15 protein-coding genes and 1 pseudogene are annotated in these 18556 nt (G+C 70.0%); 6 read left to right on the top strand and 10 right to left on the bottom strand.

Annotation, left to right across the window (positions count from 1 at the left end; genetic code table 11):
* Positions 1–3: 3 nt before the first annotated feature.
* A complete protein-coding gene (locus tag M0R80_11925; GenBank protein ID MCK9460337.1) occupies positions 4–396 on the bottom strand; it encodes an IPT/TIG domain-containing protein in 393 nt (130 codons plus the stop codon).
* Positions 397–578: 182 nt separating this feature from the next.
* Between M0R80_11925 and M0R80_11930 the strand changes: the two are divergent.
* Positions 579–1268: pseudogene (locus M0R80_11930) on the top strand (response regulator).
* A gap of 1669 nt (positions 1269–2937) precedes the next feature.
* Here the strand turns inward: M0R80_11930 and M0R80_11935 are convergent.
* The 5 genes from M0R80_11935 to hrpB all read right to left on the bottom strand — a co-directional run bounded on the left by M0R80_11935 (position 2938) and on the right by hrpB (position 7736).
* On the bottom strand, positions 2938–3807 hold the full coding sequence (locus tag M0R80_11935; protein MCK9460338.1) for a DsbA family protein: 870 nt from the start codon (positions 3805–3807) through the stop codon (positions 2938–2940).
* The gene (locus M0R80_11940; protein ID MCK9460339.1) at positions 3800–4279 is read right to left on the bottom strand and encodes a DoxX family membrane protein; all 480 of its coding nucleotides are present in this window, start codon (positions 4277–4279) and stop codon (positions 3800–3802) included. Before M0R80_11940 ends, M0R80_11935 begins: the two co-directional genes overlap by 8 nt.
* Entirely contained in the window at positions 4276–4815 is a 540-nt protein-coding gene (locus tag M0R80_11945) for a rhodanese-like domain-containing protein (GenBank protein MCK9460340.1), read from the bottom strand. Before M0R80_11945 ends, M0R80_11940 begins: the two co-directional genes overlap by 4 nt.
* Before the next feature lie 23 nt (positions 4816–4838).
* Positions 4839–5114 carry a Smr/MutS family protein gene (locus tag M0R80_11950; GenBank protein ID MCK9460341.1) on the bottom strand — a complete coding sequence of 92 codons (276 nt, stop codon included), beginning with the start codon at positions 5112–5114 and terminating at the stop codon, positions 4839–4841.
* A gap of 66 nt (positions 5115–5180) precedes the next feature.
* On the bottom strand, positions 5181–7736 hold the full coding sequence (hrpB, locus tag M0R80_11955; protein ID MCK9460342.1) for an ATP-dependent helicase HrpB: 2556 nt from the start codon (positions 7734–7736) through the stop codon (positions 5181–5183).
* A gap of 271 nt (positions 7737–8007) precedes the next feature.
* Here hrpB and rpoZ point away from each other — a divergent pair, with 271 nt between their 5' ends.
* On the top strand, positions 8008–8250 hold the full coding sequence (gene rpoZ / locus M0R80_11960) for a DNA-directed RNA polymerase subunit omega (GenBank protein ID MCK9460343.1): 243 nt from the start codon (positions 8008–8010) through the stop codon (positions 8248–8250).
* 502 nt (positions 8251–8752) lie between these two features.
* Positions 8753–9109, top strand: a complete 357-nt coding sequence (locus M0R80_11965; protein ID MCK9460344.1) for a hypothetical protein — start codon at positions 8753–8755, stop codon at positions 9107–9109.
* A 158-nt stretch (positions 9110–9267) separates the two neighbouring features.
* Here M0R80_11965 and M0R80_11970 read toward each other — a convergent pair whose 3' ends face one another.
* Entirely contained in the window at positions 9268–10413 is a 1146-nt protein-coding gene (locus tag M0R80_11970) for an A/G-specific adenine glycosylase (protein ID MCK9460345.1), read from the bottom strand.
* A complete protein-coding gene (locus tag M0R80_11975; protein MCK9460346.1) occupies positions 10391–11575 on the bottom strand; it encodes a hypothetical protein in 1185 nt (394 codons plus the stop codon). The genes M0R80_11970 and M0R80_11975 overlap by 23 nt, the downstream gene beginning before the upstream one ends.
* Before the next feature lie 105 nt (positions 11576–11680).
* Here M0R80_11975 and M0R80_11980 point away from each other — a divergent pair, with 105 nt between their 5' ends.
* From M0R80_11980 to M0R80_11990, 3 genes are read left to right on the top strand one after another with little or no spacing between them, the layout of a single operon-like run.
* Positions 11681–12745 (top strand): SMP-30/gluconolactonase/LRE family protein, encoded by a 1065-nt coding sequence (locus tag M0R80_11980; GenBank protein ID MCK9460347.1) that lies wholly within the window; start codon positions 11681–11683, stop codon positions 12743–12745.
* Entirely contained in the window at positions 12742–14847 is a 2106-nt protein-coding gene (locus M0R80_11985) for a PEP/pyruvate-binding domain-containing protein (protein MCK9460348.1), read from the top strand. Before M0R80_11980 ends, M0R80_11985 begins: the two co-directional genes overlap by 4 nt.
* Before the next feature lies 1 nt (position 14848).
* Positions 14849–15817 carry a hypothetical protein gene (locus M0R80_11990; GenBank protein MCK9460349.1) on the top strand — a complete coding sequence of 323 codons (969 nt, stop codon included), beginning with the start codon at positions 14849–14851 and terminating at the stop codon, positions 15815–15817.
* Between the two features lies 1 nt (position 15818).
* Here the strand turns inward: M0R80_11990 and M0R80_11995 are convergent, their stop codons facing one another.
* Both M0R80_11995 and M0R80_12000 read right to left on the bottom strand, forming a co-directional pair.
* The gene (locus tag M0R80_11995) at positions 15819–16892 is read right to left on the bottom strand and encodes a hypothetical protein (protein ID MCK9460350.1); all 1074 of its coding nucleotides are present in this window, start codon (positions 16890–16892) and stop codon (positions 15819–15821) included.
* Positions 16893–16916: 24 nt separating this feature from the next.
* The gene (locus tag M0R80_12000; protein ID MCK9460351.1) at positions 16917–18455 is read right to left on the bottom strand and encodes an outer membrane protein transport protein; all 1539 of its coding nucleotides are present in this window, start codon (positions 18453–18455) and stop codon (positions 16917–16919) included.
* Between the last annotated feature and the right edge of the window lie 101 nt (positions 18456–18556).

The raw sequence follows: 18556 nt of genomic DNA on the forward strand, positions 1-18556 counted from the left end.
CGGCTACTCGCGGAGGTTCTTGCGCTGATCGAGCGACTCGAGCTCCTTCGCCGCAGGCGCACCCTTGTTGAGGTAGTGGAACGACTGCTTGAGCAGCAGCTCCCTGCCGTCGTCGGTGATGATGCGGATGTCGACCTTGCCCTCGTTCTTCGCCGGTGGGGTGGTGACGACGATCGTCTCGGCGCTGCGGACCATGACGTTCTCGGCCTTCAAGGAGCCGAAGTAGACGGTCATGCCGATGTCGCGGCGGAACCCTCCGCCCGAGATCGTGACCGTCTCGCCACCGGTCAGGATCCCAGTGGTCGGGAGGACGGATTCGGCCCCGAACTCCTTTTCGCAGCCACAGACGAACGCGATCAACGCGACGACGCCGACCATTCGAAGAATCCTGTCCACGGTTGCTCCTCCTCGTTGTCTCGTGGCGAACCAGCCGAATACTCCAAGCAAATCGATAAGATAATCTGGTACAAGAGGAGCCGGCGCCGCGTCAAGCGGATTTGTCCGGGCCGCTCGCCGATCTCCCGCGCGCCGTGCGGGATCGGCGGCGCCAGTTCTTGACAAGCCGCGGCGGGGCTCCGATGATCGCCTCGACCTCGGGTGTTGAAGAAGGGGCGCGTGTGGCCAAGCAACATTTGCTGATCGTCGATTCGGATCCGAAGAGCCTCCGCGTGCTCGAGGTCAGCCTCAAGAAGGCGAGCTATTCGGTCACGCGCGCGGTGAACGGCGTCGACGCGATCGAGAAGATCCAGATATCCGCCCCCGACCTCATCATCTCGGACACGGCGATGCCCGAGATGGACGGCTTCGAGCTCAACCGGCGCCTCAAGGCGAACGCCGAGTGGGCGGACATCCCGGTCATCTTCCTCACGGCGCAGAAGTCCGTGGAGGACAAGATCCGCGGCCTCGAGCAGGGGGTCGAGGACTACCTGACGAAGCCGATCTTCATCCGCGAGATCCTCGCCCGCGTCGGGCTCGTGCTGCAGCGGCGCCAGCGGGAGAACCTCGAGAACCGCGGCTCGAAGACGAAGTTCTCGGGCAACCTCGTGGACATGGGCATCATCGATCTCATCCAGACGATCGACCTGAGCAGGAAGTCCGGGGTGATCCACCTCGTGCGCTCCGACGATCGCGGCGAGATCTACTTCCGCGAGGGGAAGGTGATCGACGCCGAGACCCGTAACCGCCGGGGCGAGGATGCGATGTACCGCATGCTCGTCTGGTCGGAGGGGACTTTCGAGATCGAGTTCACGATGCCGGAAAGGGCCGACGCGATCACCTTGTCGACGCAGGGTCTCCTGATGGAGGGCATGCGCCGACTCGACGAGTGGGGGCGCCTCCTCGAGCAGCTCCCGGCGTTGACGAGCGTGTTCGACGTCGACGAGGCGATGCTCGCCGAGCGGCTCGGGGAGATCCCGGACGAGATCAACGCGCTGCTTCGACACTTCGATGGCCGCCATGACTTGATGGGAGTGGTGGACGCGAGCACGCTCGGGGATCTCGAGGCGCTCACCGTGATCTCCAAGCTGTATTTCGAGGGGTTGATCTCGGAGGTGGCGCCGCCGTCGGAGCCGGAGCTGCACGACCTGCACGACCTGGCGGGAGAGGACGCGCTCCTCACGAGCGACGGGCGCCTCGGCGTGGAGGATCCCGCCGCGGGTGGCGCGGACCCCGGAGACGAGGACGAGCCGTCGATTACCGCCCCGATGCCCGAGGGACCCGCGCCCGAGGCGTCCGACGCCCCGCCGTCCACCTTGCGGCTGCCTCGGATAGACCTGTTCCCCCGCGGAGGCGACAGGTCGTCCGCCGGACCCCGCGGCTCGGGTTTCGTCGCCGCGCTGTCGCAGGTGCCGCCCGCGCCCGCGTCCACGCCGGCCGCCCCCGTGGCCCAGGTCGCCGCCGCGGCCCCGGCGCCGGCCGCTGCGCCGGCGCTCGAGCACGAATCCAAGGCCAAGCTGATCGCCGCGCTCGACGCCGCGATCCCGAAGCCGCCGATGTCCGAGGTGCGACCGACGCGGGATGACGACATCTACTTCAAGGGCGAGGCGTACTCCCGCGAGTTCGGCGCGCCCGCCTATCGAGCGCCGCGCGAGGCGCAGAGCCTCGAGGCCTCACCCCCCCCACCCGCCGCGCCGGCCGTGCCCTCGTTCCCGCAGACGTCCGCGGCAGCGTACGAAGCGGACGAGGACGAGGATGAGGACGAGGACGAGCGTTGGGCATCGCAGCCCGAGCCCGGGGTGAGCGCGAAGCCGGTCTTCATCGGGCTGCTCGTCGTGGCGCTGCTCGGCGGCGCCGGGTTCGCGGCTTGGTACTTCCTGCTCAGACCCGACGTCAGGGACTTCGACAGCGCGCCGATCCTCCAGACCGACGTCGGCGGGATGCCGGACGATGCGGAGGAGCCGGAGCCGAAGGCCGCGGCCCCGAAGAAGGTCGAGGAGCCTTCCGTCGCGGCGGCGCCCCAGGGAGAGCCCGCGGTCGCCCCGGATGCCGGGGTCGCGACGGCCGCGCCGGCGGTCGAGCCCGCGCCGGTCGTCGAGCCCGCGCCGGTCGTCGAGCCCGCGCCGGCGGTCGAGCCCGCGCCGGTCCCCGACGAGGACGCGTACGCCGATCTGCTCGCGCAGGCGAAGGGCAAGCCGTTCAAGAAGAAGATCGCCCTGCTCCAGGAGGCGATAGAGGTGAACCCCCTCGGGCACGAGGCGCTCGCCGAGCTCGCGCTCCTCATGATGGAGAACGGGAAGACGCGACAGCAGGCGCTCGGCTACGCGGAACGCGCGGTAGAGGCCGAACCCGACGACGCCAAGGCGTGGCTCGTCATCGGCTACATCCACCAGCTCGACAACCGAAAGCCGGAGTCCCGCCAAGCGTACGCCAAGTGCGCCGCGGCGAGCGGCCCCAAGGAATTCGTCAACGAGTGCAAGCGGATGAATCGCTAGGGATGCGTCACTTGATGCGGCCTTCGACGATGTCGATCTCCTCCCCGAGGCGGTCGGCGAGCTCGTCGAAGTCAGCGAGCCCGCGGTAGAGCTTTCCGTTCACGAAGAAGGTGGGCGTCCCGTCGACGCCGAGACGCATCCCCTCGAGCTTGTCCTTCTCGATGTACTTCATGTTCGCCGGGTCCTCGAGATCGGCCCGGTAGCGCGCCGTGTCGAGGCCGGCCCGCGACGCATAGGAGAGGAGATCGTCGTCGTCGAGGTCCGTGCGCCCCGCGAACATGAGATCGTACATCTTCCAGAACTTGCCCTGGCGGTGCGCCGCGAGGCCGGCGAGCGCGGACTGGACGCCGCGGGAGTGGCTGCGCACCGGGAAGAACTTGTAGTAGTGCGCGATCCTGTCGGCGAACGTGTCCTTGAGCTTCGCGAGCCGCGGCGCGAGGTGGGCGCAGAACGGGCACTCGAAGCACGCGTACTCGACCAGCACGACCTTGGCGCGGGCGTTCCCGTTGAGCGGGTGGTCGGCGACGTCGATGGTCATGACTTCGTCCGGGAACGCCGACGCCGCGCGATCCGCGATCCCCGTCTTGATGACGTCGTCGGGCTTCCCCTTGCGCACCATGCGCGCGACGAAGCCCGCGTGGCGCCGTGCGGTCTGATCCCCGGCCGCGAGACAAGAGGCGAGCGTGCCCTTGCAGCCCCGCGTGTTCGCGACGGAGCCCAGGACCGACTCGACGCGCGCCTTCTGTGCGGCGTCCAGGTCGTCGGGCCTGGCGCCGACGATCTTGTCCCAGGCCGTGGACGTCGGCGGTCCGGCGAGGACGGTCGACGCCGCGAGGCCGGCGAGGCCGATGAGGACGAGCGGGCCGAGTCTACGCATGTGTCTTCCTCCTTGCGAGCCAGCCGTCGAGCGTGAAGCGATCCGGGCGACGTACGACGAGGAGCGCCCCGGCCGCGAGGAGCGCCGCGTCGCGGACGATGAGGCTCGAGCTCATCTCGTGGCCCGCGTCGGCCGAAGCGAAGCAGCCGCACTGCAGCTGCAGGTCCGCGGCGAGCGCCATGGCGATGGCGACGATGAACATGACGTTCATCCCGCACGTGACGAGCGCCGCGGCGCGGGTCCAGAGCCCCAGGATCAGGAGGACTCCCGCCACGAGCTCGATCCAGGGCAGGATGATCGCCTGCAGGTTGACGAGCCCGAGCGGCAGGATCTGGTACGTCGCGACCTGCAGCGCGAAGTCGCCGGGATCGAGGATCTTGTGCACGCACGCCCAGATGAACATGACCGCCAGCACCGCGCGGGCCGCGACGAGGGCGATGTCCCATGCCCACTGGATCGCCCGGCCGCTCATCGCGCGCCTCCGGACCCTTGGACGACGTCGACGCCGTTTTTCTTCAGCGCCGGGAGGCCGCCCTTGAAGTGCTTGACGCCGGGCAGGCCGCTCTCGACCAGCTGCTCGGCGAGCGGCTTCGCGACGTCGACCGCGCCGCCGTCGGCGCCGGGCTCGGAGATCTCGCCGTACACGACGATCTCCTTTACCTTGCGCGCGGCGGCCTCGGCCTTGACCGCGGCGATGATCTCGGGGGACGCGCCGAACAGGACGGAGTAGGGCGCGTTGACGGCCCCCTCCGCGTGCTCCGCGGCGAACGCCTCCGCCGGGCGCGCGTCGACGTAGAGGATCGAGGCGCCCGTGGTTCCGAGATCCTTCGCGGTCGCCGCCTGCGCCTCGGCCGCCGAGTCCACGCACGGGGCGAAGATGTCGTACTCGAGCTCCGCGACGAGCGGGATGCCGTCCGGGCGCGCGAGATCCGTGGCCGTGGCGACGCCGGCGGCGGCGAGGACGATGATCAGCGCCTGGACGGCGATCCGCAGGGTGACTCGAAGCATCTCGCTCCCTCCTCGTCCTGGATCTATTCCTTGTCCGGGGTCGGTGGCAAGAGACCCACGAGGGTTGCGCCCCAGCCGCCCGAACCGTGGCCGGCCAGGGTGAAGCCCTCGACCCACGGCAGCCGCCCGAGCGCCGCGTGCACGACGCGGCGGAGCGTGCCGTCGCCCTTGCCGTGGATGACGCGCACGGCGAGGATGCCGCGCGCGCGGCACTCGGCGAGGTACTCGGGCACGAGATCCTTCACCTCGGACGGGCGGAACCCGTGCAGATCGAGCACGCCGTCGATCGCGAGTGCCACGGGCGCTTCGGGATCGAACGGCTCGCCGTCGTCCTCGTCGTCGTCTTCGAGGTCGTGGCATCGCGATCACCGCCTTTTCTCCCGGCGTCCCGGCCGCGCGGTCGGAGCGGCGGTCGTCGGGTCCTCGGGCCAATCGTGCTTCGGGTACCGCGCCCGGAGCCGCTTGCGCACCTCGGGATAGGTGCTGCGCCAGAAGCTCTCGAGGTCCGTCGTCACCTGCACGGGCCGCCCGCTCGGCGCCAGCAGGTGGATCGCGATCGCGGCGCGGCCGCGGGCGATCCGCGGCGCCGCGCGCAGCCCGAACAGCTCCTGGATGCGCACGGCGAGGACGGGCGACCCGCACGGCGCGAGCGCCGGGGCGTAGTCGATAGGGACGCGGCGGCCCGACGGGACCGCGAGGCGATCGGGCACCTCCTCGTCGAGCAGGCCCCGCGCGCGGCGGCCGAGCTCGCCCTGCACGGCCCCTCCCCAGTCGACGCGGCGCAGCTCGGCGAAGCTCGACAGCCCGCGGCAGACCGCCGGCAGCCTGGCGGCGAGCGCCGCGCGGGAGACGTCCGGCCAGCTCTCCTCGGGGAGCACGGCGGCCGCGAACGCGAGCCGGGAGAGGAGGCGCGCGGCGTCCGGGGCGGGAGCGAACACGTCGTCGAAGCGCGCGGCGGCCGCCTCGGCGAGCAGCGCGGCGGCGATCTCGGCGTCCGGGCGCTCCTCGCGGCGCTCCTCGATGAGCAGATCGTCGAAGACGGTCCGGCTCGTGGCGCAGACGATCTCGCGCTCCGGATCGAAGCGCGCGGCGCGCTCGGTGCGGACGAGCCAGGGGAAGGCCGACTCGAGATCGGCCCGCGCGACCCCGCTCGCGAGCAGCACGTCGCCCGTCGATCGCTCGCCGCGCGCGCCGGCGTCGGCCGCGAGCGCGAGGAACAGCTCCGCGGAGCGCACGCAGGATCGCTCGCTCAGGCGGACGCCGTGGCCGCCCACCATGAGCGCGTCCCGGCCGTCCTTGCGGCGCCGTCGGCACACGCGATCCGGGAAGCCCGGCAGGAGGAGGTTCGCCGCGTCCTCCCGGCGCGCGCCGCGCGACGGACGGACGGATCGCGCGAGCTGCCGGCCCGCCTCGATGGCGTTCGCCGCCGCCCGGAAGTCGAGGCCGAGGCGCCTCGCCGCGTCCCGGTCGCCCCCTTCCCGCCCGAAGCGCTCCACGAGCTCCGCGCGCCTTTCGAGATCGCAGGCCCCGGCCTCCGCGGGCGCCCCTCTCTCGAGCACGTCGCGCTCCTCGAGCAGCGCCGCGAGCAGCGCCCCGCGCTCGAGCCGCCCGCGCCGCGCCGCCTCGCGCAGGATGATCCCGAGGCGCGGGTGGACCGGGAGGGCCGCCAGGGAGCGGCCGGTCTCGGTGAGCGCGAAACCGCCGGGCGCCGTCGCGCCGAGGCGCGCGAGCAGCTCGAGCCCGGCGTCGAAGGCCGCCGCACGCGGCGCCTCGAAGAAGCCGAACGCGCGCGGATCGCCGGGGTGGAAGGCGAGCACGGCGAGCAGGACCGGCGCCGGATCGATCCGCCGGATCTCGGGCTCGTCCGACGCCGCGAGGCCGGCGTGCGCGGCCGAGCTCCACAGCCGCAGGGCGTACCCCGGCGCGACGCGGCCGGCGCGGCCGGCGCGCTGCTCGGCGCTCGAGGCGCTCACCGCGCCGAGCTCGAGCCGGTCGAGGCCGACGCGCGGATCCCACCGCGATCGCTTGACGAGGCCGCTGTCGACGACCGCGGTGACGCCGGGGATCGTGAGCGAGGTCTCGGCGATGTTCGTGGCGAGGACGACGCGCCGGCGCGCGGAGGGGGCGAGCGCGCGATCCTGCTCCGCCGCGCCGAGGGCGCCGTAGAGCGCCGCGATCTCGATCCCGCCTCCCGCGAGCGCGCCCTCGAGCCGCTCGGCGGTCGCGCGGATCTCGGCGGCGCCCGGCAGGAACGCGAGCACGTCGCCGCCTCCCGCGTTGCGCAGCGCCGCGGCGATGCCGGCGCACATCCGGACCGCGAGCGGTCGATCGTCCGGCGCGGGGACGTGCTCGACGCGGACCTCGAACGCGCGCCCCTCTGCCGAGACGATCGGCGCGCCGCCGAGGTACCGGCCGATCCCCCCGGCGTCGATCGTCGCGGACATCACGACGATCTTGAGGTCGTCGCGGACCGACGCGAGCTCCTTGAGGAACGCGAGCGCGAGATCCGCGTGCACGGATCGCTCGTGGAACTCGTCGAGGACGACGCACGAGACGCCCTCGAGCAGCGGATCGGCGATCAGGCGGCGCGTCAGGATCCCCTCGGTGACGACGAGGATGCGCGTCCCGGCCGAGGCGCGCCTGTCGAAGCGGACCTGGTACCCGACCTCGCCGCCGAGCGCGCACCCGCGCCGCTTCGCGATCGCCGCGGCCACCGCGCGAGCCGCGTTCCGCCGCGGCTCGGGCATCACGAGCGCCCCCGCGCCGAGGAGCCCCGCGTCGAGGATCGCGCCCGGCACCCGCGTCGACTTGCCGGTCCCGGGGGGGGCCTTGAGGATCGCGGCGGGGCCGCGCCGCAGCGCGTCGACGAGCTCCGGGAGCACGGCGTCGACCGGCAGCGGGCTCGTGAGGGTGTCGGGCATCGCTGGCTCTTCCTTCGGCGGACGGCGTGGAGAGTATGCCACGGAACGAACCCGCCGCGCCGTTTCTCGCGCCACGTTTCTCTCGCCACGCATCCTTCGAATCGAAGGATGCGCCGCTTCATTTTGATGGAATATCCCGCTGTCCGCGAAACGCGAAGAGCCGCAACCACTTGGAATTCAAGTTCTTGTGTCCCTGGCACGGAAGCTGCTGCCGCAGCTGTCGGCGATCGGCCCGCGAACGCCGCGAATGTCATGAACACGGAGGTTTGAGATGGCCCGAGTCACCGTCGAAGATTGCCTGGAGAACGTGCCGAGCCGGTTCGCGCTCGTCGTCGTCGCGACCAAGCGGACGCGGCAGCTGCGCAACGGGGCGGAGCGCCGCGTGCGGAGCAAGAACCGCGAGGCCGTGACCGCCCTCCGCGAGATCGCGGTCGGCGTGGTCACGGTCAAGCAGAACCTGCAGGAGCTCATCGAGAAGACGGTCGAGTCGACGGTCCGCCGCCCGCGCCATTGAGCGCGCCGCGGCCTCGCACGAGCGCCATCGCCTTGCGGTCGAGCCCAGCCTCGAGCTCGGGAGCGCCCGCCGCCACCTGTATCCCGAACGCCACACTGTGACCTCCGGGGCACACCCCCGCTGCCCGGGGGACACGGCCGAGATGCCCGGGGACACAGACGAGAAGCCCGGGGGACACGGCCGAGATGCCTCTTGAGGCAGCCGCGCTGCCCGGGGGACACAGCCGAGATGACCGGGGGACACGGCCGCGCTGCCCGGGGGACACGGCCGAGATGCCTCTTGAGGCAGCCGCGCTGCCCGGGGGACACGGCCGAGATGCCCGGCGAGGCAGCCGAGATGCCGTTGGCATCTGGATTGCAATAGCGTCGGAGCGACGGCCCGGCGCGCAACGGGCCGTAAAACCAAACGACCGGAAGGTCACACTGAGTGTCCGCCGTGCGAACACGCGCGGACCCGCTCGCCTTCGCTCCGTGCGAAGGCGGGTGACGAGAGGAGCTGTCCTATGAAAACGAAGCTGGCCTATCATCCGATGAAGACGTTCGACGATCTCTTGGAGGCGCTGGTCTTCCTGATCCAGGCCAAGGGCTGGGAGCTTAGCGGCGTGGACCTCGCCCAGCTCGAGACGGACGTCGAGGCCCAGCGCACCGAGCGGATCGAGCACGACGCGGCGCAGAGCGGCTTCCTGGCGCTGCACGAGCGGTTCGCCCAGGCGCAGGACGCGCGCTACCAAAGGTACGCGACCGCGCTCGCCGTGGCCCGCAGCGTCTTCCGCAACGACAAGGCGGTGCTGGTCGAGCTCGAGAGGTTCAAGCGCGTCGCCAAGGGGTCCAAGAAGGCCCCGTCCGAGGCGGCGGCATGAGCCGCGCGAGCCCCTGATCCGAAACCCTCACCCTGCCCTCTCCCGCCGGGAGAGGGTCGGGGAGAGGGGCCTGAGCCCGAGTGGGGGCGGCTGGCGCGAGCCGCCCCCGCGTTTGTCCTGGGCGAGTGGGACGAAGAAGCGTGGGACAGCGGGGACAACTAGAACCATTGGGACCCCGCAATCCCACCTGTCCCCCAAGTCCCCGTAGTCCCACTTGCCTTCGTCCCACTTGCCTTCGTCCCGCTTGCCTTCGTCCCGCTCGCCTCGCGCAGCACCGCCATCGCCTTGCGATCGAGCGACGCCTCGAGGCGGGACTCGGCCTGGGCGGGGGTGAGCCAGAGCGGCTTCGGCTCGACGAGCGCGAGAAGCGGCTTCGGGAACGCGCGCGACGCGCCGCGACACTCCACGACCGCGACGGAGCACGTCAGCCGGTGGCGCGTGATGGTGTGCCTGAACCCGCCCTCGAGGAGCCGAGCCCCGAGCGCGGCTGCGATCTCCGGCGGGGCGAGCGGGAAGCCGATCGTGCCCGAGAGGAAGCCGTCGGTCCGCCGCGCGAGCGCGATCCTCCCCGTCGACGCGCGCCGAAGGACGATCGCCGCGAGCGCCACGTCGACGGGCGCCGGCCGCGGCTTGGGTGGGGGGCAGAGATCGACGATCCCCTCTCGCCGCGCCGCGCACGCGATCGCCACCGGGCACTCGCCGCACCGCGGGGAGCGCACGGCGCAGATCTCCTGGCCGAGCTCCATGATCGCCTGGTTGAGATCGCCGGGCCGTTCGGCGCCGCCGACCATCGCGCCGAGCAGCTCGGCGATCGCGCGCCCGCCCTCCTTGCTCCACGGATCGCGCAGGGCGAGGAGGCGGCTCGCGACGCGCACCGCGTTCCCGTCGACGCTCGCCACCCGCTCGCCGAAGCAGACGCTCGCGATCACCGCCGCGGTGTACGGGCCGCAGCCGGGCACGAGCCGCCAGCCTGCCGCGTCGGTCGGGAACCGCCCGCCGAGCTCGCCGGCGATGTACGCCGCGCCCCTGCGGAGGTTGCGCGCCCGCGCGTAGTAGCCGAGCCCGGCCCAGAGGCGCCCGAGCGCAGGCTCGTCGCACGCGGCGAGCGCCTCGACGCCCGGCAGCTCCGCGACGAGCTCCTCGAACCTACGCGCCGCGATCGGGAGCGCGGTCTGCTGGCTCATCACCTCGCCGACCCAGACGCGGTAGGGGGACGGATCGTCGCGCCACGGCAACGGCTTCCTCGCCCGGACGTACCAGGCGAGCAGGGCGGCGGCGCTCCTAGATCGTCGGCTCGTAGACACGGCCGATGAAGAGGTAGGCGGGCAGCACGGTGCCGCCGTAGTCGTAGAAGAGCTCGGTGTTGAACGACGGCCCGCTGACGCCCGCGACGTTGTGCTCCGAGCTCTCGACCGCGCACGAGTCGCCCGAGCCGTTGCAGCCGTAGTAGCGCAGGCCGATCTCCACGTCGCCGTCCAGGATCCAGTCGACGAAGATGACCGCGTGGCCGCTGCCGGTGGAGCGCGAGAGGTTGACGTAGTCGCCGGGGAGCACCGTGTCCCAGTCCTCCTCGTAGACGTTCTCGCCGATCCCCTGCGACTCGAACGCCTCGGCCGCGCTCGCGGTGTCGCCGACGCCGAACCCCTGCCACCACTGGTAGAACTCGCCGATGTCCACCGAGTCCAGGGTCAGGATGCTCGAGTCGACCTGGAACAGCGCGTCGCCTGAGAGCCCGTTCTCCTCGCGGTAGCGGCGCCAGGCGTCGAGGAAGATCTCGAGCGTGTGGCCGGAGCAGAAGCAGTCGCCGCCCCCGCCGAACAGCGTCTCGCCGGCGTAGATCCCGTCGTAGATCTGCCCCCAGTTGTCGCCGCAGACGTCGCCGTAGTACTCCCAGCAGTACGGGTAGGTCTCGTCCCTGGGGAACCTGAGCCAGTCGTTCATCGCCTCGACCGTGTAGCGGTTGAACCCGCCCTGATCCGGGATCGCGCACTCCGCCCAAGAGGGCACGAAGCTCACCGCGTCCTCCGCGACCTCGACGCCGTCGCCGTCGTACCCGACGAGCGAGACGTCGCGCAGCGCGTTCACGGAGGAGAACTCGTAGACGAGCGTCCCCTGATCCGCGGGGAGCGGCGCGTCCTGGAGCGGGTAGATCTCGTCCGCGAAGAACTCGACCGTCGCGACGCCGCCGCCGGCCTCGAAGACGAGCTCCACCGGGTTCGGCGCGAAGGAGCCGTCGTCGGGAGAGACGATCGAGACCCACGGTTCCGTCGGCTCGGTGTCGGTGTCGGTGTCCGAATCCGTATCCGTGTCCGAGTCCGCGTCCGAGTCGGAGTCCGCAGAGGAGCCCGTGTCCGTGTCGCAGTGGAGCCCCCCCTGCGCCGCCTCGCCGTCGCACGCCGCCGCCGCGAGCGCCGAGAGGATCGCCGCGAGGAGCACCGTCGTCGTCTTCATCACGTTCCTGTCCATCCCGGAAGGATAGCACGTCCCCTGGACTGCCGAGCGGATGTGATAGAATGTTTTTCTGCCGGAAGGAACCGGGGCTCGGCACATAGGGAGCAGAGGACTCGAACGATGGCAAAACAGTTGTACTTTGTCTTCACGATCCTGGCTCTCTCGGGCGCGGCGTCCTGCGCGCAGGATCCGCCGTACTTCTTCATGTCCGGCACGGACTCGGATTCCGATTCGGATTCGGATTCGGACTCGGACTCGGACACCGATTCCGACTCGGACACGGACTCGGACACGGACGCGGACTCGGATACGGATTCGGACGGCGACGCCGGCATCGACTGCGACGACCCGATCACGGGGCCGCTCGACATCGTGCAGGTCGGCAACGCGATCGCGTCCGAGGACCTGGCGTTCGACGGCGACGGGAACGTGGTGGGCTCGGACGACTCCTCGCTGTTCAAGTCGCCCTACTCGGGCGATCCGGTCTTCTGGGTGGCGAACACGAACTTCCGCGCGGGGCTCCGCGCGCTGCCGACCGGCGACATCGTCTACTGCAACGATCAGGCCGGGTCGATCGTGCGCGTCGACGCGGACACCGGCACGCGCACCACCGTGATGACGGGGCTCTCCTACCCGAACGGCATCACCGTGGGGCAGAACGGCCTCGTGTACTTCTCCGAGCACAACGCGGGGAGGGTGTGGCGGCTCAATCCGTACACCGGGGAGAGCCTGCTGCTCGTGAGCGGCATGACCAACCCGAACGGCGTCACGTTCAACGAGGACTACACCGCGCTGTACATCGGCGAGTTCTGCGGCAGCGGCGACGTGTACCGCCTCCCGATCGACGAGGACGGGGAGCCGGGCGAGATCGAGGTGTTCGCCGAGAACGTGGGCTCGGGCTGCCTCGACGGCATCGGCGTGGACGCCTGCGGGTACGTCTACATCTGCGACTACGGGTGCGAAGGCAGCTGGGACGACAGCTGCGTCTACAGGATCTCGCCGGAGGGGATCGTGGAACCGGATCCCCTCATCCGGCCGTCCTGGCAGCAGTACCTCCCGAACTTCGACTGGGGCACGGGCGCCGGGGGTTGGGACGCGAAGTCGATCTACTTCGCCGGCGGCTGGGATCACCACGTCTTCGAGGTGTACGTCGGCGTTTCCGGCAAACCGAGGGTGTACCCATGAGATTGAAGTCTGTCTCGAGGTCGGGGTTGGCCGTGTCGGCGGGCGCGCTCGCGATCACCGTGGCGGCCGCCGCGGCGGGGTGCGGCGGTGGCGGCGGCGCGGCCGACGCGGGGCCGAGCTGGGAGTGCGTGATCGAGGAGGTCGACGGCGGCGGCGAGCCCGAGTTCTCCCGGCAGATCGGGTGCTGGGAGGACTACCTCCAGCTCGCGGCGGCGCCGATGTCCGCGACGATCTCGGGCGGGCGCTCGGTGAAGACGGTCATCGATCAGTACGACGGCGAGGACGCCCTCTACTTCCAGAACACCGGGACGTACCCGATCCACTTCGACTTCTGCTCCAGCCACCTGTCCGGGGACGGCAAGCCGTACATCACCGATCTCGGGCAGTTCAACACGACCGAGTACTACGACCCGGCGCGGCGCTTCCTGCTCGGCGCGCTGAGCTACTACGAGGGGCCGGACGCCTGGGTCTACGAGATCGCGCCGTACGACACCGCGACCGCCGGGATGATCGAGAAGGCGTTCCTCCTCATCCAGCCGAACGTCTACGTCGGCGACAACCTCTTCTTCCACCCGACGTCCGAGACGGTCGAGGCCGAGGCGGCGAAGCTGCCCGACACGGTCCCGGTGATCACGAACGACGAGCTGTACGCGGGCATCGACTACCAGCCGCTCAACCTCGGGATGTCGATGGGCCAGCTCCGCTTCTTCCACGCGGACGATCTCGCGGAGAGCTACCTCTCGTTCCGCGACATCGCCGTGCTCGACGAGGTGCCGAACGACATCTCCGTGTGCAGCGGCATCGTCACCGAGCAGTTCCAGACGCCGCTCTCCCACGTCAACGTGCTGTCCCAGAACCGCGGCACGCCCAACATGGGGCTCAAGGGCGCGTTCGACGACGAGGAGCTCCGCGAGCTCGAGGGCCGGTGGGTCCGGTTCGAGGTGAACGAGTTCGACTGGAGCATCGTCGAGGTGACGAAGGAGGAGGCCGACGCCTGGTGGGAGGAGCACAAGCCGAGCGAGGTCGGCGTGCCCGACCTCGACCTCTCCGTGACCGGGCTCTGGGACGTGGAGGACGTCCTCAAGATCGGGCCGAAGGAGACGCTCGGCATGGCGCTCGACAAGGCGATCCCCGCGTTCGGCGGCAAGGCGAGCCACTACTCGGCGTTCCCGCACATCGTCGACGAGGACTCCGGGGAGCCGCTGATCCCGTACCCCGACGCGTTCGCGGTCCCGGTCCGCTACTACTGGGAGTTCATGGAGCGGAACGGCTTCCTCGACTGGGTCGACGACATGCTCGCGGACGAGGAGTTCCAGGGCGATCCGGCGATCCGCGATCAGCGGCTCGCCGAGCTGCGCGAGGCGATGAAGTCGGCGCCCGTCGATCTCGGGTTCGCGAAGATGCTGATCCACAAGCTGAAGACCGAGTACCCGGGCATCCCGTGCCGGTTCCGGTCGAGCACCAACGCCGAGGATCTCGACGGGTTCACCGGCGCCGGGCTGTACGAGTCGAAGACCGGCGACCTGGACGACCCCGACGACAACGTGTTCGACGCGGTGCGCACCGTGTGGGCCGCGACGTGGCGGTTCCGGGCGTTCGAGGAGCGCGAGTACCGCTCGATCGACCACCGGAAGGTGGGCATGGCGCTGCTCGTCCACCGCTCGTTCCCGGACGAGGAGGCGAACGGCGTCGCCATCACGGCGAACATCTTCGACTCGGCGGGGCTCGAGCCCGGCCACTACATCAACGTGCAGAAGGGCGGCTTCTCGGTCGTGCTCCCGGATCCGGGGCTGACGACCGACCAGCTCCTCGTGTACTACGCCGTCCCCGGCAAGCCGATCGTCTACCTCGGCCACTCCAACCTCGTGCCCGACGACGAGAACGTGCTGGCGCGCGAGCAGGTCCTCGCCCTGAGCGAGAAGCTGAGCATCATCCACACCTTCTTCGCCGAGGAGTACGGGCCGAAGGAGGCCGGCGACTTCTACGGCATGGACACGGAGTTCAAATTCGAGGATGAGTGGATCGAACCGGACAACCCGTACGGGCTCGTCATCAAGCAGGCGAGGCCGTACCCGGGGTGGAATTCCGGCGGAGGAGGGTGAGATGAGACGCATTTCGACGGCAGGAGCGATTCTCGTCGCGGCGTGCCTCGCGTGGGGCTGCGGCGATGACGACGCGGCCGCGGGCGACGGCGGGACGGACACGGACACGGACTCGGACACCGACGCCGATTCGGATTCCGACGCCGGGATCGACACCGAGGGCCACGTGTTCGGCATCGACGGTCCGTGCGATCAGAACACGCTCGTCGGCGCGTTCGACGTCGCGTCCCGGGACACCGGGACCTTCCAGTACGCGGTGATCGGCGGATCGATCGCGGACTCCGTGAACTGGAACACGACGGCGCTGCTCCAGCAGGACGAGGGAGACTGCAAGCTCTACGAGTACTCGCTCTGGAGCTGCAGCCCCGCGTGCGAGGGCGGCGAGATCTGCAACAGCGAGGAGGACTGCGTGCCGTTCCCGGCGAACCTCGATTGGGGCACGGTGTACGTCGACGGCCTCGTGAAGTGGGTGCAGATGGATCCCGACACCAGCTTCAACTACCAGTACCAGGACATCGACAACCCTCCGTTCGTCGCCGACGAGCCGATCGTGCTGTGGGCCGAGGGCGGCGCCGGCACCGAGGAGATCTTCCTCGACGGCATGGGCGTCACGCCGCTCGTGGTCGAGAACAAGGACTACGTCATGTACGACGACGAGGACATGGAGGTGACCTGGACGCCGGCCGACGACGAGGCGGGCGAGATCTACGGCGAGTTCATGATCGACCAGCACGGCGCCTCCAAGATGTGGATCTACTGCAACTGGGAGGACGACGGCTCCGGGATCATCCCCGCGAACCTCGTGCACGAGCTGTACCTCGACCTGCTCGAGGCCCCCCTCCTCGGCTTCGCGACGGCCCGGCTCTTCCGGCGCACCGTCGACTCCGTCGAGCTGCCGCAGGGGTGCGCAGAGCTCCGCGTGCTGAGCCAGGTCCAGCTCAACCTCGACTACATCCCGCCCGTGAAATAGGCTAATCGCAGCCGTCGTCCGGGCAGTCGGCCTCGTTGTCGTTGTTCGGGTCGAGCGGCAGGACCGCGTTGACGTCGCAGGTCGCCGCGTCCTCGTCGCAGTCCGTGAGCGCGAGGACGTCGTCGCAGCCCGCGCCGTCCGCGAGCCGGATCATCTTGAAGTACTGGTGCGCCGGGCACTCCTCGGAGCGCGTGTCCGGCGAGCCCGTGTCGCAGACGCTCGTCGCCGCGATCACCGTCTGCTCGCTGAAGTTGTCGACGACGGCGCCCGCGATCGTGTTCCCGTCGACGATCTCCCCGTCGAGGCGCGCCCACCAGCGCTGCGTCACGTACGTGTCGCAATTGAGCAGGCCGGTCAGCGTGTTGGTCACGCCGGGCTGCCCGTCCTCGTCCTGATCGCACTCGACCCCGTCGCACTCGCCGCCGCACTCGTTCGTGACGCCGATCTCGGCCGAGTCGTTCGCCGGGAGCGGATCGCACTCCGCGTCGACGTCCGGGTTGCACTCGCCGTTGCAGAGATCGGCGCCGCGAACCTCGTAGACGATGTCCGAAACCCAGGGCGTGCCGGGCTCGCTCGACGCCACGGTCACGTGCCGCTCGTTGATCGCCATGTGATCCACGAAGTTCTGCGACACGCCCGACGTGTTGTTCCCGATCTCGACGCCGCACGCCCGGACCTTCAGCTTGAGCGCGCACAACTCCTCGTGCGCGGTGAGGTTGCCCGCGCCGTCGGTCGTCAGCGTCACGAGGTAGAAGTTGCGCGACGCGGTCCACTGATCGGCGGGCACGAGCGGAATGCCGACCTCCTGGATGATCGTGACGTTGATGAGGGCGCCCCACTTGCCGACGAGATCCGCGCCCGGCCCGGAGTCCGGTCCGGCGTCGAACTCCGTGTCCGAGTCGGTGTCCGAGTCGGTGTCCGTGTCGACATCCGAGTCGGTGTCCGTGTCGGTCGAGCCGCCGTCGAGGCCCGTGCCCTGCTTGCCGCCGCAACCGGCCGCCGCGAGCATCGTGACGAGCGCGAGGATCGGGGCCGTCGTGAAAACGAACCGGGGCGTCGGGATGCGTCGTGTCATCTGCGGTTCCCTTCCTTCGGGGCGTCAGTCGAAGACGACCCCCAACGTGAGCGCCAGGTTCAGGGCGAAACCTCCGAGTTCGTACCCCGGGAAGCCGGGGTTGTTTGTCTGCAGGCCTTGGCCGTCCGCGAGCGGGACCCCGTCGAAGTCCGTGACCGTGTCCGGCACCTCGTCGACGATCCCGCCCTGGTCCGCGCCGATGCGCGACTTGAGCACCGTGAGCTCGATCATCTGCCAGAGCTGAGCCGCGAGATCCGCGGTCACCGTGTGCCCGCGCACGTCGAACCGCCACCCGGCGCCGAGGCTGTACAGGAGCAGGTCGTTATCCACGTAGTTGTACCGGCCGGTCTGCGACGGCATCGGAGACGGGGAGTACGCGGCTCCCGCGCGCAGGGCGAACAGGTCGGTGATCCGCATCTCCGCGCCGGCCCTGACGCTGACCACGTCGTCGAAGCGCGGATCCTGCCAGCTCACCTCCTGCGTGTCGCCCGGCGCGACGGGGTGCGTCCACTGGTTGGCGTGGCGATCGAGGTAGTCGGACCACAGCTCCACGGTGCCGACGAGCTCGGCGGAGAAACGCTTGCGCTCGTAGGAGGCCGAGACGGCGATCTCCTTGGGCTTGTAGCCGAACACGTTCCTGTGGCTCTGCCCGAAGTTCTTCTTGAGCTCTCCGGTGTCCTCGATGTACCGCTCGCCGTTCCACACGCGGATGTCGATGTCGACGTCGACCGCGGTGTACGCCTCGTGGCGGTACACGACGCCGAGGCCGAGGCCGAAGGGCGTGCGGAACGCCAGCCCGACGATGGGCCGCACGATCGGGACGACCCGGCCGCCGGTGTTCAGGTACGAGTAGTCCCACGTGGTGCTCTCGGTGAGGAAGATGCGCGAGTCGAGCGCCATCGCGAGATCGATCTGGAGCGTCAGCCCGGCCGAGAACCAGTCGAGCGGCGAGAACGAGAGCCCGGGGTAGAACGTCATCGCGGAGTCGAACTCGCCGAACCGTTCGAAGTGGAGCCTGTTCGAGAAGTGCTGCTCGCGCTCGTCGTTGTACCATGTCCGTATGGATATGATCCCCGGCAGCGGCGTGGTGAAGCCGAGGCCGACCCGCAGATCCTCGTGGAAGATCGAACCGATCGCGACGATGGACAACAGCATCGTCGGGTCGATATCGGACGTGTCGCCGCGCTCGTGCGTGAACAGGCTCGTCGGCACCGGTCGATCGATGCCCCAACCGGACGGGTGGGACTGGTAGATGGAGTCCGGGATGTCGTAGCCCGCGGGCCTGTCCTTGGGACGGATGTGCAGGAAGCTCGGGCTCACCGAGAACGTCATCCACAGGCCGCCCTCGTGGAAAGACATGAACGCCGGGTTCGCGAGGAGCTGCCCCGGACCTCCGCCCGCGCCGGATCCCGCGCCGCCCATCGCGGCCGAACGCGCCTCGTTCCCGAACCAAGAGAGCGCGCCGGCGGACCTCGCCGGCTTGGGCGTCGCCAGGAGCGCCGTGAGGAGCGCCACCGCGGCGAGGATCTCCCGAGTCGAGCATCTGAAGGCGCACCTCTGCAAAGACAACCTCCACCGCGTCCGCGCCACGCGATAATTCCATAGAGTATGCAAAACGCCAGGCTGAGCGCAACAGCCGCCGACGCCTCGGCACGTCGAAATTG

It is taken from the genome of Pseudomonadota bacterium (assembly GCA_023229365.1).
Lineage (GTDB): Bacteria > Myxococcota_A > Polyangia > JAAYKL01 > JAAYKL01 > JALNZK01.